This is a genomic window from Streptomyces sp. Y2F8-2 (assembly GCF_014905555.1).
Classification (GTDB): Bacteria; Actinomycetota; Actinomycetes; order Streptomycetales; family Streptomycetaceae; genus Streptomyces; species Streptomyces cynarae.
The window spans coordinates 413121-434672 of sequence record NZ_BNGS01000002.1; the positions used below are offsets into that span (position 1 = coordinate 413121).

The following is a 21552-nucleotide window of genomic DNA, read 5'->3' on the forward strand; positions in this document are numbered from 1 at the left end:
CTCACTTCTCCGAGTGGCCCAGGGGCTTGCCCGGGGCCACTCGGTCACGTACGAGCTGCTTCACGGCCGTCGGCTCCGGGAACCCCTGCTCGCGCCGGTCCCACACCACCTCGTCGTTCACCCGGACGACGAACACGCCGCCGGTACCGGGCTTGAGCGACAGTTCGGTCAGTTCCGCCTCGAAGGTGGTCAGCAGTTCCTGCGCCAGCCAGGCCGCCCGGGGCAGCCAGCGGCACCGGGTGCAGTACTCGATCTGGACACGGTGGGTCATCCCAGGTGCACCGACCAATCCTGTTCCGCGGCCGGTTCGCCGTGCAGGTCCGGGACCCGCTTGAGCCAGTCCGGCCGGCCTTGCTGTGTCCGCGCCGCACGCTGGGCCTCCTCGGCGGCGCGCTCCTCCTGGGTGGGGAAGTCGGTGGGCAGCCATGCCTCGGACGCCTTGACCCGGGCCGTGAGGTAGTCCACGTAGGCGTCACGGACGTCGCCGGGCGTCGCGAAGCCCGGCTCGTCCGTCAGCCAGGCGTCCGGTACCTCCTCCGTGACCTCGCGCAGCAGCTCCTCGGTCACGAGCGGCGCCAGGGCGTCCTCGGCGGCCCGCATGTCCGGGGCGAAGTGGCCGAGGGCGTGGTGGCGGAAGTCGTAGGCCTTCTCGGGTGCTGAGGCGTCCCAGCGGTGGTGGAAGACGAGCGCGGCACCGTGGTCGATCAGCCACAGCCGCGGGGGTGCGATGCCGAAGGTGGGCCAGACCATGAGGTTGGAGCTGTGCACCGTGCGGTCCACGTTCACGGTCAGCGCGTCGAGCCAGATGACCCTGCCGGCCTCCACCGGGTCGACGGGGAAGACCTGGGCGACCTCGGGGGTGAAGTCCCGGGCGCCCGGCAGGTAGTCCATGCCGAGGTTGAGACCGGGGCTGGCGTTCAGCAGGTCCCGCACCTCCTGGTGCGGTTCGTGCGCGCCGATCGCGGGGTCGAAGTGGGCGAGGACCAGCTCGGGGACGCGCAGCCCGAGCCGGCGCGCCAGCTCCCCCACGATGACCTCGGCCACCAGGGCCTTCGTGCCCTGTGCGGAGCCGGTGAACTTCACGACGTAGGTGCCCAGGTCGTCGGCCTCGACGACTCCGGGGACGGAGCCGCCGGAGCGCAGCGGGGTCACGTATCGAACAGCAGTCACGTCGCGCAGCACACGGGCCACTGTAGGACAAAGGACCCTGATGGCCGTCGGCATATATGAGCGCCGAGCGGCGCTCAACGGCGGGCCAGCGGGTTCGGCAGCGGCAGATAGCGCGCGTCCGCGCCGTCCGCGCCCGTCCAGCGCAGCAGGAGGTTGGTCTTGCCGGGCAGGGTGGGCGAGGCGAGCAGGGCGGGGATCTCGGGGACGGGGTGGCGATACAGCTCGGCCCGGGCGGCGGGCCAGGGGTTCCAGCCGGGGTGGCGTTCGGACAGCAGGGCGGCCATCTCGACGAGGTTGTTGACGACCAGGCAGTACACCAGCCGCTCCCAGCCCTTCTCGCGGGACACGTCCGCCAGGAGCTTCACGCCCTCCGCGTCCCGGAACAGGGCCTGCACGGGCAGTCCCGTGGCGCCCACCGCGACCAGCGTGTTCTGCAGGTGCGCCTCGAGGACGACGCCGTGCCGTTCGAACGCCTCGAGGGCCGGGGGCACGACGTGGCGCAGATACGCCGTCCACCAGGCGGTGGGATCGGTGAGCGCGTCGAGCGGGCTGCCGTCGAACCCCTCCACCAGGGCGGCGGCGAGCAGCGGGGTGGCGCCGGGCAACAGGTGCGGGCGCAGCCCCTCGCGGACCAGTACCGCCAGTTCCTCGAAGGCGAAGGCGGCCGTGCGCCAGCCGCGGTCGCTCAGCCAGGCCGCCGGACCCCGGTGCGCCGCGAACGCGGCGGCCGCCGCCGCGTCGGTGCGGCGCAGCTTGAGCAGGTCGTGGCGCCACAGCCGGCGGATGTCGTTGGTGATCCGCACATCCAGGCTGAACTTGACGAAGAGGTCGTCCTCGGGGGCGTACACCGTGCGGATGGCGGCCGTGGGCCACACGGGCCGAGTGGTCTCGCCGAGCCGGATCAGACGCCCGTCCTCGAACGCCTCCGCGATGTCCGGGCGGGCGCCGACCAGGGCGAGCTGCCAGGGATGGGCGGGCAGCAGCCGGTAGCCGGGCGGGGCGGTGCCGAGCGCGTCCAGTGCCGCCGTGTCGCCCTCCTCGACGACCGAGTCCTCGCGTACGCCCAAAAGGGTGAGCGGGAAGCAGGCGTACGCCTCGGGGGCGTACGGCAGCCAGCTCGCGACGGGTCCGCCGCCTCGCGCCTTCGGGGCCGGGTGGTGGGGATGCCCGGTGACCAGGGACTGTTCGGAGCGTACGTACGGGTCGTCCGGGGCCGTCAGACGGGCGCGTGCGGCCAGGATCGCGGCCACCGCGTCCCGGCTGTCGAGCATCTCGCCGGGCAGTTCCGGGTTGGACAGGCCGGTGGCGCGGCGCAGCTCGTCGGCGGTGAGTTTGACCAGCTCGGCGTGGGTGAGCGGGTGCCAGGAGCCGCCCCTGTACAGCTCGGGGTCGCGCGGGCGGCGTGTGCCGCGCACGCGTAGCAGCCGGCCGCCGGCCCGCAGGCGGTGGACGCCCAGCTCGCCGGCGGGCTCGCCCGCCTCCCGGAGCAGGCAGTTCAGCAGCGGCGCCGCCGCGTGTGCGTCGGCGCGCGCGGGGACGTCGTCCCTGGGGTGCATGGGGTCCACGCGATCCATTCGTTCCGTACGGTGCACTGGCGATCAGTATGTCTGTCGTGGACCCGTGCCACGACGCATCGCCCCGTCCCCGAGGAGCTCCGACCGTGCCCCCTTCCCCTCCCGCCGAGGTTTCCGCAGAGGCCGCGCTCGCCGCCGAGCTGGACGGCGTGCGGCCCGATCTGTCGGCCTCCTACGCGGCGGCGCTCCCCGGCGCCCGGGCCGCCGTCCTCACGCGTCTGTGGCGGGCGCTGGCCCATGAGCCGCTGCCGTGGATCGCGCACCGGGAGCGGACGGCCGACGGGCTCACCCTGTGCCTGAGCGACGGACGGCGGCTGCACGGTCCACCCGCGGACCCGTACGCGACCGCCGCGTACGTCACCGAGGTACGGCTCGACGGGCGGCCCCACGACCGCGCGGCGGCGCTGGTCACGGCACTCGGCGTGCCGCACGGGGACGCCTTCGCCGCCGAACTCGGCCACAGCACCGCCTCGCTGGCGCTGTCGCGGTCCGGCCAGCCGCATGAGGCGCCCGTACCGGTGACGAGCTGGGCGTGGGAGCAGCGGGTGGTCGACGGGCACCCCTATCACCCGAACTGCCGTTCGCGCCCCGGCTTCTCGGTGGCCGAGCAGCTGGCGTACGGACCCGAGCACCGGCCGCTGGTACGGCTCGGGCTCGTCCCCGTGGGCGACGCCCTCGTACGGGGCGAGTGGCCCGAGTGGCTGCGGGACGGCGAGCGTGCGCTGATCCCGGTCCACCCCTGGCAGACGGCGCATGTCCTCGGCGTGGCGGCCGAGGACGGTCCGGTCGCTCGTCCGCTGATGTCCCTGCGGACCCTCGCGCTGCCCGACGGCGGTCCGCATGTGAAGACCGCGGTCAGCGCGCGGCTGACGTCCTCCGTGCGGGACATCTCGGTCTCCTCGATCGAGACGGCGCTCGCGGTGTCCGGCTTCCTGGAGTCGGCGGCCGCGCGCACGGACGGTCTGCTGCACGTCACCCGCACCCTGGGCGCGGCCGGCGCCCACTCCCCCGATCTCGCCGCCGTGCTGCGGGAGCCGCCGGAGACGTACGCGGACACGGCCGCCGGTGAGCGGGTCGTCCCGGTGGCCGCCCTGCCGCTCACCGGGCTGCCCTCCTCCCCCGCCTGGCTCGCCGGGTTCACGCGGCTCGCCCTCACCGTCGGCCTGCGGATGCTCGACCTGGGGGTGGCCCTGGAGGCGCACGGACAGAACCTCCTGGTGGTGCTGTCGCCCACGGGTGATCCGGTGCGGCTGGTCTACCGGGACCTGGCCGACATCCGGGTGAGCCCGGCCCGGCTGGCCCGGCACGGCGTCAAGGCCCCCGAGGTCGCCGACCGGATCGTCACGGACGACGAGACGACGCTGCGCCGCAAGCTGTTCGGCTCGCTCGTGGCGGGCGCGCTGGCCTCCACCGCGGGTTCGGCGCCCGCACTGGAGGCCGCGCTGGAGGCCGTCGTACGGGATCTGCCGGACACCGCCGATCTGACGGTTCTGCGCGAAGAGCCGCTGCCCACCAAGGCGTTGACGCTGATGCGGCTGTCCCCCGAACGGCCCGGGGACCTGTGGACACGGCTCCCGAACCCGCTCTCCGCACAGCCCGATCCGCTCGGTTCTTGATCGTTTTGAAGCGCGACCCCATTGATCAATAAGATCCGCCGATGATCACAAGACAACGGCTGGCGGCGGGAGTCTGCGCCCTGCTCGCCGCCCTGGCGGCCGGAATCACGATCCCGGCCGATGCCGTCGCCGACGAGACGACAGCCCAGGACGCGCCCAAGGTCGATCTCGTCCTCGACGTCAGCGGTTCGATGCGGGCGCGGGACATCGACGGCGGTTCGCGGATGGCCGCGGCGAAGCAGGCCTTCAACGAGGTCCTGGACGCGACGCCGGAGGAGGTGCAGCTCGGCATCCGGACGCTGGGCGCCAACTACCCGGGCAACGACCGCAAGACGGGCTGCAAGGACACCGCGCAGCTCTACCCGGTCGGCCCGCTGAACCGGACCGAGGCCAAGACCGCCGTGGCGACGCTGCAGCCCACCGGCTGGACGCCGATCGGCCCCGCCCTGCTGAAGGCGGCGGACGACCTGGGCGGCGGCAACGGCTCCAAGCGCATCGTCCTCATCAGCGACGGCGAGGACACCTGCGCGCCGCTGGACCCGTGCGAGGTGGCCCGGGAGATCGCCGCCAAGGGCATCGGGCTGACCATCGACACCCTGGGGCTGGTGCCGAACGCCAAGCTGAACCAGCAGCTCAGCTGTATCGCGGAGGCGACCGGCGGGACGTACACGTCGGTGCAGCACAAGGAGCAACTGTCCGACAAGGTCAACCAGTTGGTGGACCGCACGGCGAACCGCACGGTCACCCCGGTCGTCGTGGACGGCACCGGCCAGTGCGCGACGGCGCCCTCGCTGAAGTCCGGCCTCTACACCGACCGCGCGGAGTTCGGGCAGCACCGCTTCTACCGTGTGGACGTGAAGCCGGGCCAGGAGCTGCGCGCCTCCGTCAGCGTGTCCGACGACCGGCAGGTCGACCCCGACTACGGCGTGACGCTGCGGGCCCTCACGGTGCACGGGCGGGAGATCGTGCGCGGCGAGGCCACCGGGGCGGGACGCACGGACGTGCTGTCGACGGGTCTGCGCTATCCGAAGGCCGAGAGCGACGACGAGGACGCGCCCGCCGAGACGGTGTGTCTCCAGGTGGCCGACTCCTTCTCCCCGGCGGCCGGAGTGAAGACCACACCCGGGCTGCCGCTGGAGCTGACGGTCGACGTGGTCGACGGCCCCGGCACGGCGAGCGACGTGGCCGCCTTCGGCCTGGGGCGCGGCTGGTGGCTGCTCGGCGCCCTCGTCCTGACCGGCTTCCTGGCGGGTCTGCTGTGGGGCTGGCTGTCGCGCTGGCGGATCGCCGTCTGGAGGACCAACTGATGCGTATCGCACGAGTGCTGACCGTGGCGGCCCTGCTGCTGGGCGCCGCCGCCTCCCCGGCCGTGGCCGACTCCTCGCCCTCCGCGAGCCCGTCCGGCGACGGCGCCGCGCCCACCTCGGCCGGCACGTCGTTCCGCACGGCCACGGAGATCCAGCAGGGGCAGCAGGCCACGGCGAGCGCCTCCACGGGTGACTATCTGTACTGGCAGTTCCCGGCGGAGGAGCAGCAGCGGCCCACCGTGCGGGCGACCGTCAAGCTGCCGTCGTCGCCGCGGAGTTCGGCGCAGACGTGGCAGCTCGACGTGTACGACGGGCTGCGGCGCCGTCAGGCGTGCCAGTACGGGGCGCAGACCCGGACCGCCGACCGGGACGCGTCGTCGGTGAACCTGTCGTGCACGCTGCGCACGGTTCGCGCCTGGGCGGAGCCGTGGGCCGACGACCCGCTGCCGGGCACGTACTACATACGGCTCACCGTCGTGGGGGTCTCCACCGCCGACCTCGGGCAGCCGGTGAACGCCGAGGTCCGGGTGGATTCCAAGGACATCGGCGGCTCGGCGGCGGTGGACGGTTCGCTGGCGGAGCCGCTGGTGCCGGGGATAGCGACGCGGTCCGAGAAGTCCTCGGACTCGGACACGGACACGGCCGCACTCTCGAAGCTGAGGCCCGACGCCTCCGGCTGGTGGTCCGACCGCTGGGTGTGGACCGGAGTCGGCGGCATCCTCGCCGCACTCGCGGGCATCGGCGGCTATGCGCTGACCCGCGGCTCGGGCCGCCCGTCCCGGGTCCCGCCGGGCGCCTGAGAACCGCCTCCGGTCGGGGCCCGTCCCCGGCCCCCGTCAAGGCGAAGGCCCGCCGCGTCCCCTGGCGCGGCGGGCCCTTGTCCTGTCACCCCCGTCGCGCCGCCGTCACTCCCCGCGCAACGCCTTGGCAAGGGTGCCGTCCCCCGACACCTCCGCGCGCCCTTCAGCGACCGCCTGATGGAGGGTCAAATACCCCTCGCCGAGGAGGGTGCACGTCTGCGCGTCGAGGACCAGCCGGGCATCGGGCTCCTCCGGGGCGGCCCCTTCGCCGTAGACCGGGCCGTCCCCGGCCCCGAGCCACAGATGGAACTGCCCCTCTTCCAGCCGGACTTCCACCAGCCCCTCCCCCGCCACCTCGTTCTCCAGCGTGCGCAGCAGCGGCAGCGCGAACCAGTGGGCGCGCACCGCGTCCGTCGGCCGGCGCTCCCCCAGCGCGGGCCCGCCCCAGGTGCCGAGCGCCTGGAGCACGGGCAGCAACTCGCGTCCGCGAGACGTCAGTTCGTACACGTAGGCGGCACCGGGCGGTGGCAGCCGGCGCCGTGTGGTCAGCCCGTCGCGCTCCATGTCCCTCAGCCGGGAGGCCAGCACGTCCGTGCTCACGCCCGGCAGGTCCGCGTGCAGATCGGTGTAGCGGCGGGGACCGGCGAGCAGCTCGCGGACGATCAGGAGGGTCCAGCGGTCGCCGACGACGTCGAGCGCGCGGGCCGTGGAGCAGTACTGGTCGTAGCTTCGGCGAGGTGACATGCGACGCAGTCTAGACGTGTTGTTGGACTTTCCAAGCTGCCACTTGGTAAAACCAAGCAACACAAGTCACCGGAGGGGAAGCGGCCATGGAGTTCCGGCAGTCGAGCAAGCTCAGCGAGGTCTGTTACGAGATCCGCGGCCCGGTGATCGAGCACGCCGACGCGCTGGAGGCGGCGGGACACAGCGTGCTGCGCCTGAACACCGGCAACCCCGCGCTGTTCGGATTCGAGGCGCCGGAGGAGATCCTCCAGGACATGATCCGGATGCTGCCGCAGGCGCACGGCTACACGGACTCGCGCGGCGTCCTCTCCGCGCGCCGTGCGGTGGCGCAGCGCTACCAGGAGCGGGGCCTGGAGGTCGGCGTCGACGACGTCTTCCTCGGCAACGGCGTCTCGGAGCTGGTCTCGATGGCCGTACAGGCGCTGGTGGAGGACGGCGACGAAATCCTCATCCCCGCCCCCGACTTCCCCCTCTGGACGGCCGTCACCACCCTGGCGGGCGGCAAGGCGGTCCACTACCTCTGCGACGAACAGTCCGACTGGTACCCGGACCTGGACGACATGGCGTCGAAGATCACGGACCGCACCAAGGCCGTGGTCATCATCAACCCCAACAACCCGACCGGCGCGGTCTACCCGAAGGAGATCCTGCAGGGCATCCTCGACCTGGCCCGCCGCCACGGCCTGATGGTCTTCGCGGACGAGATCTACGACCAGATCCTGTACGACGACGCGGTCCACCACTCGACCGCCTCGCTCGCCCCCGACCTGGTGGTCCTCACCTTCTGCGGCCTGTCGAAGACCTACCGCGTGGCGGGCTTCCGCTCCGGCTGGCTGGTCGTGACGGGGCCCAAGCAGCACGCGAAGGACTACCTGGAGGGCCTGACGATGCTCGCCTCCATGCGCCTGTGCGCCAACGCGCCCGCACAGTACGCCATCCAGGCCGCGCTCGGCGGCCGCCAGTCCATCGACGAGCTGACCGCCCCGGGCGGCCGCCTGCACGAACAGCGGGACCGCGCCTGGGAGAAGCTGAACGAGATCCCCGGCGTCACATGCGTCAAGCCGAAGGGTGCGCTGTACGCGTTCCCGCGCCTCGACCCCAAGGTGCACAAGATCCACGACGACGAGAAGTTCGTCCTGGACCTGCTGTTGCGCGAGAAGATCCAGGTGGTCCAGGGCACGGGCTTCAACTGGCCGACCCCGGACCACTTCCGCATCCTGACCCTGCCGCACGCCGATGTCCTGGACACGGCGATCAGCAGGATCGGGCGGTTCCTCAGCGGCTATCGGCAGTAGCGCGGCCGGTCCTCCGGGCAGGGGGCTCCGGCTCTCGCGGCGGCGTCCGGGGGAGGCTGAGGGTGGGCATGCGCGCTACCGTCCCAAAATTCGCCGGCGAATGTCCATAGATTGGAACGGCCGCGCCCCGCGTCCGGTTCCTCACCGGACGCGGGGCATCGGTCACTCCGTCGGCGTCTCAGCTGCCGAGGGCCTGGCGCAGGGCCGTGGTGGCCTGCGCGACGGCGGACTTGGCGGCCTCCGTGTTCGCGAGGCCGTTGAGCATCACGAAGTCGTGGATCATCCGCGGGTAGTGGGTGGCGGTGACGGGGACGCCGGCGGCGCTCAGCTTGGCGGCGTACTGGCGGCCCTCGTCGGACAGCACGTCGCTGTCGGTGATGACCAGCGCCTTGGGCAGGCCGCTCAGCTCGGTGGCGGTGGCGCGCAGCGGGGAGGCGGTGGGTTGGCTTCGGACCGAGGTGTCGGGGGCGTACTGGTCCCAGAACCACTTCATGCCCGCGGCGGTCAGCCAGCATCCGGTGGCGAAGCGCCGGTAGGACTCGGTGCTGAAGTCGGCGTTGGTGACCGGGTAGAACAGCACCTGCTGGGCCAGCTTGGGGCCGCCGCGCTGCTTGGCCATCAGGGTGACGGCGGCGGTCATGTTGCCCCCGACGCTGTCGCCGGCCACGGCGAGCCGGGAGCCGTCGACGTTGATGTCGTCGCCGTGCTGGGCGACCCACTGGGTGGCGGCGTAGGCCTGCTCGTTCGCGACGGAGTACTTCGCCTCCGGTGACGGCGTGTAGTCGACGAAGATCACTGCGGCCTTGGCGCCGTCGGCGATCTGCCGTACCAGCCGGTCGTGGGTGGAGAAGTCACCGAGGACCCAGCCACCGCCGTGGAAGTACATGACGGCCGGCAGCCTGCCGGTCATCCCGTGCGGCCGCACGATGTGCAGGGAGACGGAACCGGTGGGACCGCCGGGGATGGTCGTCGTGGTGATGTCGGCGGGCAGCTTGGACACCGGGTAGGCGGCCTGGAGGTTCAGGAGCGACTGGCGGGCGGCGGCGGGCGTCTGGTTCTGGATCGGCGGGCCGTCCGCCGCGGCGAGCTTGTCGAGAAACGCCTGGGCGCCGGGTTCGAGGGTCACCTGCGGGTCGCCGCAGGGCGCTTTGGGGGTGGCGGCGGCGGCCGGGGCGGCCAGGACCGGGACGACCGCGAGAGCTGCGGTGGTGAGCAGCGCCGTGAGACCGGACAGGGGCTTCAGCGGGGACCGGGAGCGTCGGATGGCGCTCATGGGCGTCCTCCTTCCGAGGGTCACTTCGTCAGCGAGCCTCCCTGCGCTCCCCGCCGTTCGGCCTGCCGAGGTGGGCCGATGGGGTGGCGTCGTGCGGCCGCCCGGGTGACCGGCGGACCGGTGCGGTTTGCGGGCCGGCCGTTGTCAGGCGAGGGCGGCCGACGCAGTCGGTTGTGCGGGCGCCGCCCGCAGGTGTCACCGTACGAGGGGACGAAAGGGGGAGGGAAAGGGGACGGCGATGGGTGACCTCCTTCTGCTGCGGCACGGCGAGACCGAGTGGTCCCTGTCCGGCCGGCACACCGGGCGGACCGATGTCCCGCTGACCGAGCGCGGCCGGGAGCAGGCGCGCCGACTGGCTCCGCTGATCGCGCGGCATCATGTGGCCGCCGCGTTCGTCAGCCCGATGCAGCGCGCCCGCGAGACGGCACGGCTGGCCGGGATCGGCGGGGCGCGGGTCGACACGGACCTGTCGGAGTGGGACTACGGCGGATACGAGGGGGTCACGACCGTCGAGATCCACCGGACGCGGCCGGAGTGGTTCCTGTTCACGGACGGTGTCGCGCCCGGGCCGCCCGAGCATCCCGGGGAGAGCCCGGAGGAGATCGGGGCGCGGGCGGAGCGGATGCTCGCCAAGATCGACGCGGCGCTCGCGGAGTCGGAGGGCAGCGTGGTCGTCGTCTCGCACGGGCACTTCCTGCGGGTGCTGACCGCGCGGCGGCTCGGGCTGCCGGCCTCGGCGGGGGCGCTGTTCCAGCTCTCGACGGGGACGGTGAGCCGGTTGAGCACGGAGCACCGCCGCCATGTCGTGGCCGGGTGGAATGTCAGACCCGACGCGTACTGTTCCCACGGGTCCCTCTCCGCAGGGGAGGCGGGGCCGTCCGAGGATCACTGAGACGCTGAGGGAGGGGCCGTGATCCGACCGCCGACCGCCGCGCAGCGGCGCCTGATCGAGGCCGCCGATCCCGTGACCGGGCGGCTGGAGGGCACACAGGCCCAGCTTGCGGCGCTGGTGAAGCGGGGGCTGGCCTTCCGGCATCCGCGTCCACCGCACGACCACTTCCTGACCCCGGCAGGGCACCGCATACGGGAGACGCCCGCCGGGGAACCGGCGCCGGGCGCCCCGGCCGCGGCGGACTCGGGCGTGTTCGCGGCGCGGGTCGGCGGCGAGGAGGCCGAGGATGCGGGGTCCGCCCGGATGCGCGAGGTGCACAGCGCCTGGCAGGGGCTGCTGGAGCTGCGCCGGATGACCAATCCGGGCGGCGCCACGGACCGCCCGTGCGGCTGGGAGCGGACGCATCTGGTGCGGGCCGCCGCGCTCGCCCTGGAGGCAGCAGGGCACCGGCCCGCCACCGGCGACCGGGGAAGCGGCTACCGGGTGCGCGCGACCCCGCAGCCGGAGGCGGTCGCGGTGCACGAGCCGGACCTCACGGCGCTGCGCGCCTGCGCGGCCACGCTGGAGCAGGCCGGCTGGCAGGTGAGCGAGCACACCGAGCCGCGGACGCGGGAGCGGTACGTGCTGGCGTCACCGAGACGCGTGTGACGTGGATCAACCTCCGGCCGGCCGCTACAGCCGCGTCGGACAGGCCCCGGCTACTCCACGAACAGCCCCCGTGCCGCCGCCCGGGCGTCGAACTCCTCCAGGCGGGCCTGGGCGTCCGGCAGGTCGTCGCACATCGCCTCCAGCAGGACCCGGCCGAGCAGCATGGGCGCGCAGGCGGTGTCGAAGGCGAGGCCGGTGCCGACGGCAGCCGGCAGGGGGAGGTCGGAGACCTTGGCGACCGGTGCGAAGGCGGAGTCGGCCACGGTCACCACCGTCAGCCCGGCCTCCTTGGCGAAGGCGAGGCTGTCGACGACCTCGCGCGGATGCCGGGGCAGCGCGAAGCACAGCAGGGCGCTTGCGCCGGCCAGCACGGCGGCCTCGATGCGGTCCTGGATCATCGTGCCGCCCTCGTTGAGCAGCCGGACGTCCGGGTGGACCTTGGCGGCGAAGTAAGAGAAGCCGTACGCCTGGGAGGCGGCCGCGCGCAGCCCGAGTACCGGCAGCGGGCGGGAGGCCGCCAGCAGTCGCCCGGCCCTCTGCACGGGCCGCGGGTCGGCCAGCAGTTCGGCGAGGTGCCTGAGGTTCTCGATCTCGGCCTCGACGGCCTGCTGGTACGCGTTGTACGAACCCGGCCGGTCCGTCGGCTCGGCGGGCGCGACCTCGCGCAGGTGCTTGCGCAGGGCGGGGTAGCCGTCGAAGCCGAGGGCGACGGCGAAACGCGTCACCGACGGCTGGCTGACCCCGGCCAGTTCGGCCAGCTCCACGCTGGACAGGAACGGCACGTCGGTCGCTCGCCGCACCATGCTGTGCGCGATGCGCCGCTGGGTCGGCGTCAGCCGGTGCCCCTCGAAGAGCGCCTGCAGCCGCCCCGCGGGACTGTCCGACACGCCCGTCTCCCTCTCCGCGCCCATCACTCGCTCCCCCTCCAGATGTCCGTGAACCGGTCCAGCAGTGCGGCCGCCGCCGTCACGTCGTCCGTGAGCGGCCGGTCGGCCTGGTCCTCCTGCAGTACGGAGTCGGCGAGCCGGAGCGCTCGGCCCACCGGAAGGTCAGGATCGGGCCTGAGGTCGCGCTGGCGCAGCGCCCGTACGGCAGCGACGAGTTCGCAGCCGACGACGAGCCGGTACGCGCGGCAGGCGCGCACGGTCTGACGTGCGGCGAGCGAGGCGAAGCTGGCCTGTTCCTCGACGCCCCGGGAGAGTACGGCGTGCCCGAGCGATGCGGGAGCGGAGAACGCGCGCAGGTCCCCGAGGGCGGCCCCGGCGGCGTACTCGAGGATCATCACGCCGGAGGAGGCCGGCTCGTGGTCGGCGAGGAAGGGACGCAGACGGGTGTAGGCGGGCTCGTTGAGGGTGGACAGCCGGGAGGTCGACAGACGGGCCACCTGGGTGAGGGCGAGCCTGAAGTGGTCCAGGGCGAGGGCGAGTTGGGCCTGGTAGAAGCCTCCGTGGTGGTAGGCGGCCATGTCCTCGGGCGAGATGAGGGGGTTCTCGGCGGCCGCGTTGATCTCTATCGCCAGCACCTCCTCCAGGGCGTCGGCGGCGTCGTGCGCCGGGCCGTGGATCTGCGGCAGGCAGCGGAAGCCGTACGGGTCCTGGATACGGCCCAGCGGCGGGGTGGGCCGGTCGGCGGCGCCGATCAGCTCCCGCATGCGTCTCGCGACCCGAGCGCTCCCCCGGTGCGGGCGGGCGGCGTGCACGGGGGCGGCGTACGCCTCGTGCGAGCCGTCGACGGCGAGCAGGGACAGCGCGGCGACGACCTGCGTGGCCTCGATCAGCCCGCGCAGTTCGTGCAGGGCGAGCGCAGACTGCCCGAGGGTGAGGGCGTTGCTGCTGATGAAGGCCAACGCGTCGTTGTTGTCGAGGGCTTGCGGATCCGGGGCGCCGACAGCGGTGAACCCGGTGGCACCGACCGCAACGGACCCAGCGGCGCCGGCCGCAGCGGATCCATGGGCGTCGGTCGACCCGCCGAAGGCCCTCTCGCCGAGGCCGCCCGACGGCCCGCCCGCACCCGCGCCGGTCCCGCTCGCCCGCCACGGATGCTCCCCCGCGAGCGCCAGCCCGACCTGCGCCAGGGCCGCGATGTCCCCGGTGCCGACCGACCCGAACTCGTTGACGACCGGATACGCCCCGTTCTCCAGAGCCTCGCACAACGCCGTCACCACCGTCGGCCGCAGGCCCGCCCCGCCCGCGAGCAGCTGGTTGGCCCGTACGGCGAGCATGGCGCGCACCTGCCGGGACGGCAGCTCGTCACCGATCGCGCCGGCGTGGCTGCGCAGCAGCCGCAGCCCGTGTTCGGCGGCCGCCTCGGTGGGCACGTCCTCGTTCCGGTTGGCGCCGACGCCGGTCGAGCGGCCGTAGACGCGACCGGTCGCGGCGATCTGCCGGGCCGCGTCCCAGGATTCGGTCACCCGCTTCATCGCGTCGGCCCCGGGCACCGGCCGCGCGGTGCCGTCGGCGAGGCGCACGACGTCCGCGACGCCCAGCCCGATCCCGTCGAGGACCACCAGGCCCGTGTGCACAGCCTCCGGCGCGTCCACGATTCGAGACGACATCAAGCCCAAAACCTTCCCAATCCGGACATCTGATCTTGCTGTGCGGTCATCCGTTACCTCGGATTAACACCAAACCGTTGACAAGCTATTCAGCTACGAAGAACTCTGCATGACGTTATACAGCCGGGCAAGGGACAACTCATGATCCAGTTCGACGCGGTCCACAAGCGCTTCCCCAACGGCACGACAGCAGTGCACGACCTCTCCCTGGAGATGCCGGAAGGCGGCGTGACCGTCCTCGTCGGATCTTCCGGTTGCGGCAAGACGACCACCCTACGGATGATCAACCGAATGGTGGAGCCGACCTCCGGCACCATCCGGGTCGGCGGCCAGGACGTGACCCGGCAGGACGCCGCCGAGCTGCGCCGCTCCATCGGGTACGTCATCCAGCAGGCGGGCCTCTTCCCGCACCGCACGGTGCTGGACAACATCGCCACCGTGCCGCTCCTGCTCGGCTGGAACCGGAGGAAGGCCCGCGCCCGCGCCGCCGAACTCCTGGAGACCGTGGGGCTGGCCGCCGACGCCGGCAAGCGCTACCCGCACCAGCTCTCCGGCGGCCAGCAGCAGCGCGTCGGCGTCGCCCGCGCCCTGGCCGCCGACCCGCCGGTGCTGCTCATGGACGAGCCGTTCGGCGCCGTCGACCCAGTGGTGCGCACCCAGCTCCAGGACGAACTGCTCAGGCTGCAGAAGGAGTTGAGCAAGACCATCGTCTTCGTCACCCACGACGTGGACGAGGCCGTACGCCTCGGCGACCAGATTGCGATCTTCCGCACCGGCGGCCATCTGGTCCAGTGCGCCACCCCCGCCGAGCTTCTCGCCCGCCCCGCCGACGACTTCGTGGCCGGCTTCCTCGGCGCCGAGCGCGGTCTGAAGCTGCTGTCGCTGAAGACCCTCGCGGACATCCCGCAGGGCCCGGCACCGGAGGGCGGCACCTGGACCCTCGTCCTGGACGAGCAGCGCAAGCCCCGGCACTGGGCGTCGAAGGAGGCCGAACTCCCCGTACGGCCGCTGCGCGACACCGACTCCCTGCTGTCCGCGCTCGACGAGTCGCTCGCCTCCCCCACGGGCCTGGTCGCCCGCGTCGACGCGGACGGCGTGCTCACCGGGGTCTCCTCCCGCGACGACATCCACGAGCACGCGGGCCGGGCGCACACGGAAGCGCGGGTGGCCGCATGACCATCGACTGGTCGTGGATCGGCGACCACACCGACGACCTGACCTCCCTGACGCTCTCCCATCTGCAGGCCGCCATGACCGCCGTCTTCTTCGGCGTCCTGATCTCCCTGCCGCTCGCGGTGATCGCCCACCGGATCGGCCCCCTGCGCGGCTTCCTGCTCGGCGTCTCCAACGTCCTCTTCACGATCCCCTCGATCGCGATCTTCGTACTGCTGCTGCCGGTCAGCGGACTGACCCGCACCACCACCGTCATCGGCCTGACCGTCTACACCCTGGTCGTTCTGCTGCGGAACACCGTCGAGGGCCTCGACTCGGTCCCCGCGAAGACCAAGGAGGCGGCGAAGGCCATGGGCACGCGCCCCCTGCGCACGCTCCTCACGGTCGAGTTCCCGCTCGCCCTCCCCGTGATCATGGCGGGCGTCCGCATCGCCACGGTCATGTCGATCTCGCTGGTCTCGGTCGCCACCTACATCGGCGACGGCGGCCTCGGCCAGCTCTTCACCGACGGCTTCCAGCGCGACTTCCCGACCCCGGTGATCGTGGGCGTGGTCCTCACCATCCTGCTCGCCGTGGTCGCGGACGCCCTGCTGGTGGCGCTCCAGTACGTGCTGACCCCGTGGCGCAGGAGGCGGGCCTGAGATGTACGAGCTCTTCAAGAACCTCGGCAAGTGGCTCACCAGCGGCGCTAGCTGGTCCGGGTCCGACGGCATCGCCCACCGCCTCGCCGAGCACCTCCAGTACTCGCTGCTGGCGACCCTGATCGCCGCCGCGATCGGCCTCCCGCTCGGCCTGCTGATCGGCCATACCGGCAAGGGCGCCTTCGTCGCGATCAACCTCTCCTCCTTCGGCCGCGCGCTGCCGACCGTCGGCCTGGTCGTGCTGGTCTTCCTGGCCGGCGGGCTGTCGATGCTGCCGGTGTACGTCGCCCTGGTCGCCCTCGCGGTTCCCGCGATCGTCACCAACACCTACGCCGGGATGACGGCCGTCGACCCGGACGTGCGCGACGCCGCCCGCGGCCAGGGCATGCGCGGCCACCAGGTCCTGTTCCAGGTCGAGCTGCCTCTCGCGCTCCCCCTGATCATGACCGGCCTGCGGCTCGCGCTGATCCAGGTCGTCGCCACGGCCACCATCGCCGCGTACGTCTCCTTCGGCGGCCTCGGCCGCTATGTCTTCGACGGCCTCGCCCAGCGCGACCTCGTGCAGGTGCTGGGCGGCGCGGTGCTGGTCGCCGTGGTCGCCGTCGTCCTGGACCTGGCCCTCTCCGGCCTGCAGCGCTTCCTCTTCCTCCCCCACGCTCGACGACGCTCGCGCGGGGGGACCCCCATCCGCACCGCCTAGGGAACTCCCGATCATGAACCGACGCACCCTCCTCGGCGGCCTGTTCGCGGCCGCGTCCGTCCCGGCCCTGTCCGCCTGCGCGAGCGGCATCACCTCGCTCGACAGCCAGGGCTCCACGTCCGGCGGTGGCGGCTCCAGCAAGAGCGGCATCACCATCGGCACCGCCAACTTCACCGAGAACCAGGTCCTCGGCTACCTCTACGCGGCCGTGCTGAAGGCCGCCGGCGTCAAGGTCAAGGTCCGCCCCAACCTCGGCACCCGGGAGATCGTGATCCCCGCGCTGAAGGCCGGCGACATCGACCTGCTGCCCGAGTACCAGGGCGCTCTCCTCAACTACCTCGCGCCGAAGGACGACTCCTCGGACCCCGGCACCATGCAGAACGCGCTCACCCTCGCGCTCCCCGCCGGCCTCCAGGTGCTGCCGTACGGACAGGCGGCCGACTCCGACTGCTTCGTCGTCACCCGGGCCACCGCGCGCACGTACGGCCTGACCACCCTCGCCGACCTCGCCAAGCAGAACGGCAGGCTGGTCATCGGCGCCGCGCCCGAGGTGAAGAAGCGCCGGGTGGGGGCGGTGGGCCTGAAGGACGTCTACGGCGTGGAGTTCAAGGAGTTCAAGTCGCTGGACTCCGACGGTCCGCTGGTCAAGGGCGCCCTGAAGAAGGGAGACGTCGACGTGGCGAACCTCTTCACCACCGACACCGACATCGCCGCCAACGACTGGGTGGTGCTGGCCGACCCCAAGAACCTGATCCCCAGCCAGCACATCGTCCCGCTCATCGCCGACCGCAAGGCCGACGACACGGTCCGCAAGGCCCTGGCCAAGCTCGGCAACGTCCTCACCACCGAGCAGCTCACCCAGCTCAACAGCCGGGTCGACAACGACAAGAAGGACCCGGAGCAGGTGGCCGACGCGTACGCCAAGCAGCACGGGCTGGTCTGATCGCCGGTCCGCCCGACAAGCGCCGCCGGACAGCGTCCGCCGGCGGTGCCCTCCCGGCCTTCCCCAGCTCGAACAGGGGGGCCATCCCCAGTGCAGGCGATGCCACCGCTCCCTGAATAGGCCGGACCTTCCGTCAGTGGCCGCCGCTCGGGGGTTGGCAGTCGGTGCCGTCGGGATAGCCGGCGAAGGCGTCCGCCCGGGTGGCCTCACGGCTCATCGTGCCCTCCACACACAGCGGGTCGGCGTCGATGAGAAAGCCGACCCCCGTGGCGCCGTCGCCGTAGGACTGCACGTTCCGGTAGCCGAGACCGATGAGCGCTGTGCGGGTGCTCTCCGGGCGGAAGTCGCCGCGCCTGCGCAGCGGTTCGAGCGCGTGCTGGACGCGCGCGACGGCCGCGAGCCCTTGGCAGCGGCTGCGGCCGTGCAGCGGGATGGGAACCCTGAAACCGTGGTTCTCCGCGTAGTGGTCGGTCGGCGGCGCCGTCGGGCTCGACGTGTGCGCGGTCGTCGGTGGCGTCGACGTGGGACTCTCACCGGGGCACGGTGAGTCCACCGGCGCGCTCGGCGTCGCCGCTGCGGATCGGGAGGGACCGTCCGCCACGGCGACGTCCCCGGGCCGCTCGGTTCCGCATCCCGCCGCCAGCACGGCGAGTACCGCCATCGACAGCATCCCGAGTCTGCCCCCGGACTTTCTGATCACCGTCATGCGCCGATCCTCACCCGGCGTCACGGCAGGCGTCATGAGTTGTTCTACTCATACCGTCCCACGCCCGGGCGGGAGTTGACGATCGTGAACCGGCCACTGCCGTACATTCGTACATCTGTATGCCGTCCGATGCCGTCACCTGCGTCGCTGTGGAGGAAACACCGTGGCCGAGCACGTCACCGAACCGTTCTCCGTCCGCGTCACCGTTCGGGGCTATGAGACGGACGCCCTGGGGCACCTGAACCAGAGCGTCTACCTGCAGTACGCGGAGCACGCCCGGTGGTGCGTGCTCCAGGAGGCCGGGGTGGGCCAGTCCGAGTTGCTGTCCAAGGGGGTCGGTCCCGTCGTCCTGGAGACGACCATCCGCTATCAGCGGGAACTGCGCGCGGGCGAGGAGGTGGACGTGACGTGCGCCTTCGAGTGGGGCGCGGGCAAGACGTTCCGGGTCGTGCAGACGATACGGAAGGCGGACGGCACGGTCTCCGCCGACATCGCCTCGGTCGGCGGTCTGCTGGACCTCAGGGAGCGCAGGCTGGTGGCCGACCCGCAGGGTTACTTCCGGGCACTGGCGGGCAGGCCGGAGCTCTTCGGTCTGTGAGTACCGGGACCTACACGTCGAGCAACTCCGGTGCGTGCTCGGCGTCGTAGGCCGCGCGCGCCTCGGCGATCGTCACGCGGTGCCGCTCCGCCCATTGGGTGAGGGACAGCAGCGTCGCGTGCAACTCCCTTGCCATAGACGTCAGTTCGTACTCCACCCTCGGCGGCACGGTCGGGTGCACGGTTCGTGTGACGAGCCCGTCGCGCTCCAACTCCCTGAAGCGGATCGGTCCGTGCGCGGCGGCCACGAGGATCTGCACGCTGCATTTGTGTTCGCGGTGGGGGCGCTCGCGCTGGCGGCGGGGGTGCTGCGGCCGCGCGGGAAGTGAGTGGCCGGCGCATTCGCGGGGGGTCACCCTGCCTCTGCGCGGGCCCTCGGCAAACGCGCCACCGAACCTCCGCGCTACCCACATGGGCAAGGGCCGCCACCTGCGTGCGGTTGCGGCCGGCCCGGGCACGGCGCGCATGCCGCTCGGACGGGGACCGTCCGGGGCGCGCACGTCCCTGCGCGCCCCGGGGACGGTCGCCGTGGCCCCGTTCGGGGTCACGGCCACCGGCCGGGAGCCGTCCCTCCCGGCCGGAGTCTTCGACGGACGGTCAGCCCTGCTCGGCGATCCCCGCCAGGCGCCGGGCCTCGTCCCGCGTGGAGCGGGCGATGGCATCCTCGTCGGCGGTCAGCAGCCTGCCGTGCTCCACGATCTGGCGGCCGTTCACGAAGGACGCGGTGACCGGTGCCGCCGCCCCGAGGACCAGCGCCGTCACCGGGTCGGCGATCGAGGAGTGGGCGAGCGTGTCCATCCGCCACAGCACCAGGTCGGCCAGCTTGCCCGGCTCCAGGGAGCCGATCTCCCGCGCGCGGCCCAGCACCTGGGCGCCGCCGTAGGTGCCGAGGCGCAGCGCCTGGCGGGCGTTCAGGGCGGCTTCCCGGTGGGAGCCCAGGCGGTTGATGAGGAGCGCGTTGCGCAGTTCGGTGTGGAGTTCGCCGGACTCGTTGGACGCGGTGCCGTCCACGCCGAGGCCCACCGGGACGCCGGCGGCGAGCATGTCGGGTACGCGGGCGATACCGGCGGCCAGGCGGGCGTTGGAGGACGGGCAGTGGGCGACCCCCGTCCTGGTACGGGCGAAGGCGGCGATGTCGGAGTCGTTCATATGGACGCAGTGCGCCATCCACACGTCCTCGCCGAGCCAGCCGGTGGACTCGAAGTAGTCGGTCGGGCCCATGCCGAACAGCTCGTGGCAGAACTTCTCCTCCTCCACCGTCTCCGAGCCGTGGGTGTGCAGCCGTACGCCCTTCCTGCGTGCCAACTCCGCTCCCTGCCGCAGGAGTTCGGTCGACACCGAGAAGGGCGAGCAGGGGGCCACGGCCACCTGCGTCATGGCGTCGAAGGAGGCGTCGTGGTGCTCGTCGACGGTCGCCTCGGTGGCGGCCAGGGCGCCCTCCAGGGTCTCGACGGCGAAGTCCGGCGGCAGGCCGCCGTCGGACTCGCCCCGGTCCATCGAGCCTCGGGCGAGGGTGAAGCGGACTCCCATCTCGCGGGCGGCGCGGATGATCGCGCCGGACAGGTCGCCGGAGCCCCTCGGGAAGACGTAGTGGTGGTCCATGGCGGTGGTGACGCCGCCGCGGGCCATCATCGCGAGCGATCCCTGGGCCGCCGCGTACACCATCGGCTCGTCGATGCGCGCCCAGGTCGGGTACAGCGCGACGAGCCAGTCGAACAGGTTGTGGTCGGTGGCCAGGCCCCGGGTGATCCACTGGTAGAAGTGGTGATGGGTGTTGACCAGGCCCGGGGTGACGAGGTGGCCGGTCGCGTCGATGCGGCGCACGACGTTCTCCAGGCCCTCGGGGGCCGCATCCGGGCCGACCGCCTCGATGCGGTTGCCGGCGATGACGACGTGTCCGCTCGCGTACTCGGTGTCGTGCGCGTCGACGGTCGCGAGGGCGCAGTTCTCGATGACGATGCGCTGGGCTGTCATGGTTCGTGGTTCTCGCTTCCGTCACAGGTTGGTGAGGTCCACCGGGATCCGCGCCTCGCACCCGTCCCGCAGGACGGTGGCCTCGATCAGGCCGTAGGGGCGGTCGGCGGCGAAGTACACCTCGTTGTCGTTCTTCAGCCCGAACGGCTCCAGGTCCACCAGGAAGTGGTGCTTGTTCGGGAGCGAGAAGCGGACCTCGTCGATCTCGGAGCGATGCTCGATGATGCGGGCGCCCATCTGGTACAGCGTCTGCTGCAGGGAGAGGGAGTAGGTCTCGGCGAAGGCCCGGAGCAGGTGCTTCTTCGTCTCCTCGTAGGACGTCTCCCAGTCCGGCGCCTCCTGGGCGTCGTCGGTCCAGTTGAAGCGCCAGCGGCCGGTGACGGAGGTGGCCAGGATGCGGTCGTGGGCCTCGGGCAGCGTCGTGTACTCGTCCTTGACGTAGCCCCAGAACTCGGAGTCGGTGGAGTTCATCACCGTCAGGTCCTTCAGGCCGGAGACCACCTCCCAGGACGAGCCGTCGTAGGTGATCTGCGTCAGGCGGGTCTCCCGGCCTGTGCGGAGGAAGGAGTGCGCGCCCTTCCCCGAGTGCTCGATCCGGTCCCAGGCGTACTCCTCGATGCGGATGCGGGCCCGGTGGATCGGCTCCTGCGAGGTCACGAAGTGGCGCGCGAGGTGGATGCCGAACTGCTCGGCGGAGTCGATGCCGTGCTCCTTGGCGAACGCGTACACCGTGTTCTTGGTGGTGTCGGTCGGCAGCACGTTGGCGTTCGAGCCCGAGTAGTGGACCTCGTCCATGTCTCCGCTCAGCGACACCGAGACGTTGAGGTCCTTGATGTGGTGGGTGGCGCCGTCCCGCGTGATCCTGACGACCCGGTTCTCGGCCTTGCCGTACTGGTTCTGTCCCAGCACAGGGCGGGCCGGGCGGGAATTGACTGCTGCCATGTG

At 72.2% G+C, this 21552-nt stretch carries 22 protein-coding genes; 11 read left to right on the plus strand and 11 right to left on the minus strand.

The features are described from left to right. Window position 1: 1 nt before the first annotated feature. From SY2F82_RS07235 to SY2F82_RS07245, 3 genes are all read right to left on the minus strand, one after another. Window positions 2-271 carry a SelT/SelW/SelH family protein gene (locus tag SY2F82_RS07235; protein WP_103841272.1) on the minus strand — a complete coding sequence of 90 codons (270 nt, stop codon included), beginning with the start codon at window positions 269-271 and terminating at the stop codon, window positions 2-4. Continuing rightward, a complete protein-coding gene (locus tag SY2F82_RS07240; protein ID WP_200418113.1) occupies window positions 268-1182 on the minus strand; it encodes a HipA family kinase in 915 nt (304 codons plus the stop codon). Before SY2F82_RS07240 ends, SY2F82_RS07235 begins: the two co-directional genes overlap by 4 nt. Window positions 1183-1244: 62 nt before the next feature. Beyond that, window positions 1245-2744, minus strand: coding sequence for an IucA/IucC family protein (locus tag SY2F82_RS07245; RefSeq protein WP_200418114.1), 1500 nt, complete (start codon window positions 2742-2744; stop codon window positions 1245-1247). Window positions 2745-2773: 29 nt separating this feature from the next. On the opposite strand from SY2F82_RS07245, the gene SY2F82_RS07250 reads away from it, so the two are divergent. The 3 genes from SY2F82_RS07250 to SY2F82_RS07260 are packed head-to-tail and all read left to right on the plus strand — an operon-like array spanning window position 2774 to window position 6467. Then, on the plus strand, window positions 2774-4360 hold the full coding sequence (locus SY2F82_RS07250) for an IucA/IucC family siderophore biosynthesis protein (RefSeq protein WP_200418115.1): 1587 nt from the start codon (window positions 2774-2776) through the stop codon (window positions 4358-4360). Window positions 4361-4401: 41 nt separating this feature from the next. Further along, window positions 4402-5667 (plus strand): VWA domain-containing protein, encoded by a 1266-nt coding sequence (locus SY2F82_RS07255; RefSeq protein ID WP_200418116.1) that lies wholly within the window; start codon window positions 4402-4404, stop codon window positions 5665-5667. Further along, window positions 5667-6467: a hypothetical protein gene (locus SY2F82_RS07260; RefSeq protein ID WP_200418117.1), complete on the plus strand. Its 801-nt coding sequence runs from the start codon at window positions 5667-5669 to the stop codon at window positions 6465-6467. The genes SY2F82_RS07255 and SY2F82_RS07260 overlap by 1 nt, the downstream gene beginning before the upstream one ends. A gap of 105 nt (window positions 6468-6572) precedes the next feature. Here the strand turns inward: SY2F82_RS07260 and SY2F82_RS07265 are convergent, their stop codons facing one another. After that, a complete protein-coding gene (locus SY2F82_RS07265) occupies window positions 6573-7211 on the minus strand; it encodes a helix-turn-helix domain-containing protein (RefSeq protein ID WP_200418118.1) in 639 nt (212 codons plus the stop codon). Window positions 7212-7297: 86 nt separating this feature from the next. Here SY2F82_RS07265 and SY2F82_RS07270 point away from each other — a divergent pair, with 86 nt between their 5' ends. Further along, window positions 7298-8506, plus strand: a complete 1209-nt coding sequence (locus tag SY2F82_RS07270; protein ID WP_200418119.1) for a pyridoxal phosphate-dependent aminotransferase — start codon at window positions 7298-7300, stop codon at window positions 8504-8506. A 178-nt stretch (window positions 8507-8684) separates the two neighbouring features. On the opposite strand, the gene SY2F82_RS07275 is transcribed toward SY2F82_RS07270, so the two are convergent. Next, window positions 8685-9779, minus strand: coding sequence for an alpha/beta hydrolase (locus SY2F82_RS07275; RefSeq protein ID WP_200418120.1), 1095 nt, complete (start codon window positions 9777-9779; stop codon window positions 8685-8687). A gap of 238 nt (window positions 9780-10017) precedes the next feature. Here SY2F82_RS07275 and SY2F82_RS07280 point away from each other — a divergent pair, with 238 nt between their 5' ends. Beyond that, a complete protein-coding gene (locus SY2F82_RS07280; protein ID WP_200418121.1) occupies window positions 10018-10671 on the plus strand; it encodes a histidine phosphatase family protein in 654 nt (217 codons plus the stop codon). 18 nt (window positions 10672-10689) lie between these two features. After that, on the plus strand, window positions 10690-11319 hold the full coding sequence (locus tag SY2F82_RS07285) for a hypothetical protein (RefSeq protein ID WP_200418122.1): 630 nt from the start codon (window positions 10690-10692) through the stop codon (window positions 11317-11319). Between the two features lie 50 nt (window positions 11320-11369). Here the strand turns inward: SY2F82_RS07285 and SY2F82_RS07290 are convergent, their stop codons facing one another. Together SY2F82_RS07290 and SY2F82_RS07295 are read right to left on the minus strand one after the other, a co-directional pair. Continuing rightward, window positions 11370-12230 (minus strand): MurR/RpiR family transcriptional regulator, encoded by an 861-nt coding sequence (locus SY2F82_RS07290; protein ID WP_200418123.1) that lies wholly within the window; start codon window positions 12228-12230, stop codon window positions 11370-11372. Beyond that, complete coding sequence (locus SY2F82_RS07295; protein ID WP_200418124.1) at window positions 12230-13873, minus strand: aromatic amino acid ammonia-lyase; 1644 nt, start codon at window positions 13871-13873, stop codon at window positions 12230-12232. Before SY2F82_RS07295 ends, SY2F82_RS07290 begins: the two co-directional genes overlap by 1 nt. Window positions 13874-14014: 141 nt before the next feature. Here SY2F82_RS07295 and SY2F82_RS07300 point away from each other — a divergent pair, with 141 nt between their 5' ends. From SY2F82_RS07300 to SY2F82_RS07315, 4 genes are read left to right on the plus strand one after another with little or no spacing between them, the layout of a single operon-like run. Further along, window positions 14015-15049: an ABC transporter ATP-binding protein gene (locus SY2F82_RS07300; protein WP_200418125.1), complete on the plus strand. Its 1035-nt coding sequence runs from the start codon at window positions 14015-14017 to the stop codon at window positions 15047-15049. After that, a complete protein-coding gene (locus tag SY2F82_RS07305) occupies window positions 15046-15687 on the plus strand; it encodes an ABC transporter permease (protein ID WP_200418126.1) in 642 nt (213 codons plus the stop codon). Before SY2F82_RS07300 ends, SY2F82_RS07305 begins: the two co-directional genes overlap by 4 nt. 1 nt (window position 15688) lies before the next feature. Continuing rightward, complete coding sequence (locus SY2F82_RS07310; RefSeq protein ID WP_200418127.1) at window positions 15689-16387, plus strand: ABC transporter permease; 699 nt, start codon at window positions 15689-15691, stop codon at window positions 16385-16387. A 13-nt stretch (window positions 16388-16400) separates the two neighbouring features. After that, complete coding sequence (locus SY2F82_RS07315) at window positions 16401-17330, plus strand: ABC transporter substrate-binding protein (RefSeq protein WP_200418128.1); 930 nt, start codon at window positions 16401-16403, stop codon at window positions 17328-17330. A 133-nt stretch (window positions 17331-17463) separates the two neighbouring features. Here SY2F82_RS07315 and SY2F82_RS07320 read toward each other — a convergent pair whose 3' ends face one another. Continuing rightward, the gene (locus SY2F82_RS07320; RefSeq protein WP_200418129.1) at window positions 17464-18036 is read right to left on the minus strand and encodes a hypothetical protein; all 573 of its coding nucleotides are present in this window, start codon (window positions 18034-18036) and stop codon (window positions 17464-17466) included. A 163-nt stretch (window positions 18037-18199) separates the two neighbouring features. Between SY2F82_RS07320 and SY2F82_RS07325 the strand changes: the two genes are divergently transcribed. Beyond that, window positions 18200-18634, plus strand: a complete 435-nt coding sequence (locus SY2F82_RS07325; protein ID WP_200418130.1) for a thioesterase family protein — start codon at window positions 18200-18202, stop codon at window positions 18632-18634. 10 nt (window positions 18635-18644) lie between these two features. Here the strand turns inward: SY2F82_RS07325 and SY2F82_RS39820 are convergent, their stop codons facing one another. The 3 genes from SY2F82_RS39820 to pucL all read right to left on the minus strand — a co-directional run bounded on the left by SY2F82_RS39820 (window position 18645) and on the right by pucL (window position 21549). After that, the gene (locus SY2F82_RS39820; protein WP_200418624.1) at window positions 18645-19046 is read right to left on the minus strand and encodes a winged helix-turn-helix transcriptional regulator; all 402 of its coding nucleotides are present in this window, start codon (window positions 19044-19046) and stop codon (window positions 18645-18647) included. Between the two features lie 184 nt (window positions 19047-19230). Continuing rightward, window positions 19231-20607, minus strand: coding sequence for an 8-oxoguanine deaminase (locus SY2F82_RS07335; RefSeq protein WP_200418131.1), 1377 nt, complete (start codon window positions 20605-20607; stop codon window positions 19231-19233). 21 nt (window positions 20608-20628) lie between these two features. Beyond that, window positions 20629-21549 carry a factor-independent urate hydroxylase gene (gene pucL, locus SY2F82_RS07340; protein ID WP_200418132.1) on the minus strand — a complete coding sequence of 307 codons (921 nt, stop codon included), beginning with the start codon at window positions 21547-21549 and terminating at the stop codon, window positions 20629-20631. Window positions 21550-21552: the final 3 nt, after the last annotated feature.

Excerpts from the sequence above, each read along its gene's own strand:
- SY2F82_RS07235 (WP_103841272.1), bottom strand. The coding sequence starts at position 271 with ATGACCCACCGTGTCCAGATCGAGTACTGCACCCGGTGCCGCTGGCTG.
- SY2F82_RS07245 (WP_200418114.1), bottom strand. The coding sequence starts at position 2,744 with ATGGATCGCGTGGACCCCATGCACCCCAGGGACGACGTCCCCGCGCGC.
- SY2F82_RS07250 (WP_200418115.1), top strand. The coding sequence starts at position 2,774 with ATGTCTGTCGTGGACCCGTGCCACGACGCATCGCCCCGTCCCCGAGGA.
- SY2F82_RS07255 (WP_200418116.1), top strand. The coding sequence starts at position 4,402 with ATGATCACAAGACAACGGCTGGCGGCGGGAGTCTGCGCCCTGCTCGCC.
- SY2F82_RS07260 (WP_200418117.1), top strand. The coding sequence starts at position 5,667 with ATGCGTATCGCACGAGTGCTGACCGTGGCGGCCCTGCTGCTGGGCGCC.
- SY2F82_RS07265 (WP_200418118.1), bottom strand. The coding sequence starts at position 7,211 with ATGTCACCTCGCCGAAGCTACGACCAGTACTGCTCCACGGCCCGCGCG.
- SY2F82_RS07270 (WP_200418119.1), top strand. The coding sequence starts at position 7,298 with ATGGAGTTCCGGCAGTCGAGCAAGCTCAGCGAGGTCTGTTACGAGATC.
- SY2F82_RS07275 (WP_200418120.1), bottom strand. The coding sequence starts at position 9,779 with ATGAGCGCCATCCGACGCTCCCGGTCCCCGCTGAAGCCCCTGTCCGGT.
- SY2F82_RS07280 (WP_200418121.1), top strand. The coding sequence starts at position 10,018 with ATGGGTGACCTCCTTCTGCTGCGGCACGGCGAGACCGAGTGGTCCCTG.
- SY2F82_RS07290 (WP_200418123.1), bottom strand. The coding sequence starts at position 12,230 with ATGGGCGCGGAGAGGGAGACGGGCGTGTCGGACAGTCCCGCGGGGCGG.
- SY2F82_RS07295 (WP_200418124.1), bottom strand. The coding sequence starts at position 13,873 with ATGTCGTCTCGAATCGTGGACGCGCCGGAGGCTGTGCACACGGGCCTG.
- SY2F82_RS07300 (WP_200418125.1), top strand. The coding sequence starts at position 14,015 with ATGATCCAGTTCGACGCGGTCCACAAGCGCTTCCCCAACGGCACGACA.
- SY2F82_RS07305 (WP_200418126.1), top strand. The coding sequence starts at position 15,046 with ATGACCATCGACTGGTCGTGGATCGGCGACCACACCGACGACCTGACC.
- SY2F82_RS07310 (WP_200418127.1), top strand. The coding sequence starts at position 15,689 with ATGTACGAGCTCTTCAAGAACCTCGGCAAGTGGCTCACCAGCGGCGCT.
- SY2F82_RS07315 (WP_200418128.1), top strand. The coding sequence starts at position 16,401 with ATGAACCGACGCACCCTCCTCGGCGGCCTGTTCGCGGCCGCGTCCGTC.
- SY2F82_RS07320 (WP_200418129.1), bottom strand. The coding sequence starts at position 18,036 with ATGACGGTGATCAGAAAGTCCGGGGGCAGACTCGGGATGCTGTCGATG.
- SY2F82_RS39820 (WP_200418624.1), bottom strand. The coding sequence starts at position 19,046 with ATGTGGGTAGCGCGGAGGTTCGGTGGCGCGTTTGCCGAGGGCCCGCGC.
- SY2F82_RS07335 (WP_200418131.1), bottom strand. The coding sequence starts at position 20,607 with ATGACAGCCCAGCGCATCGTCATCGAGAACTGCGCCCTCGCGACCGTC.
- pucL (WP_200418132.1), bottom strand. The coding sequence starts at position 21,549 with ATGGCAGCAGTCAATTCCCGCCCGGCCCGCCCTGTGCTGGGACAGAAC.